The sequence below is a fragment of the Bacillus sp. LR--39 genome (genome assembly GCF_053613335.1).
Map to the genome: position 1 here is coordinate 1 of NZ_JBSIOT010000845.1, position 720 is coordinate 720.

Sequence of the window (720 nt, forward strand, 5' to 3'; positions counted from 1 at the left end):
TACGGCGTTCCCCATTCTGTTCCTCCATTCATTTTTTATTATGGTAGCTCATTTTTTGCCGTTTTTCAATCGCCGCGCTACTTGCGATCTTGGCAAATCAGGTCTAAAATTAACTGTTGGCAGCGTTAGTATGCCCATTTATAAAGGAGTTAGATAGTCATGACACAAAACACGAAGCTGCGTCCGATTACGCCCGAGTTTGACCCTTGGGAAGCCTATATGGATGTTGACCAATACGGAGACATGCAGCTGACAAACGTTGAATTCACAACGACGACACTGTGCAATATGAGATGCGAGCATTGTGCTGTAGGCTATACATTGCAGCCTAAAGACCCGAATGCTCTGCCAATAGATCTTCTGTTAAAACGGCTGGAGGAAATCCCGCGCCTCAGATCCATCAGCATCACAGGCGGAGAGCCGATGCTTTCGTTGAAATCAGTAAAAGAATATGTTGTTCCTTTATTGAAATATGCCCATGAACGGGGTGTGCGGACACAAATTAATTCAAATCTGACCCTCGACATCGAGCGGTACGAATGGATCATTCCGTATCTCGATGTGCTACATATTTCTCATAACTGGGGTACAGTTGAAGATTTTGCTGAAATCGGCTTTGCCATGATGGACAGAAAACCGACCTTCGAACAGCGCGCGCGCTATTTTGAAAAAATGATCGAAAACAGCCGCACGCTCGTGGATGCCGGAGTAATGGTATCT

The 720-nt window shown here is 45.4% G+C and carries 1 protein-coding gene; it reads left to right on the plus strand.

The window, feature by feature from the left end:
* Positions 1-159: 159 nt before the first annotated feature.
* A partial coding sequence (gene yfkAB, locus ACWHAR_RS26945; protein WP_452088413.1) for a radical SAM/CxCxxxxC motif protein YfkAB occupies positions 160-720 on the plus strand: 561 nt, incomplete at its 3' end.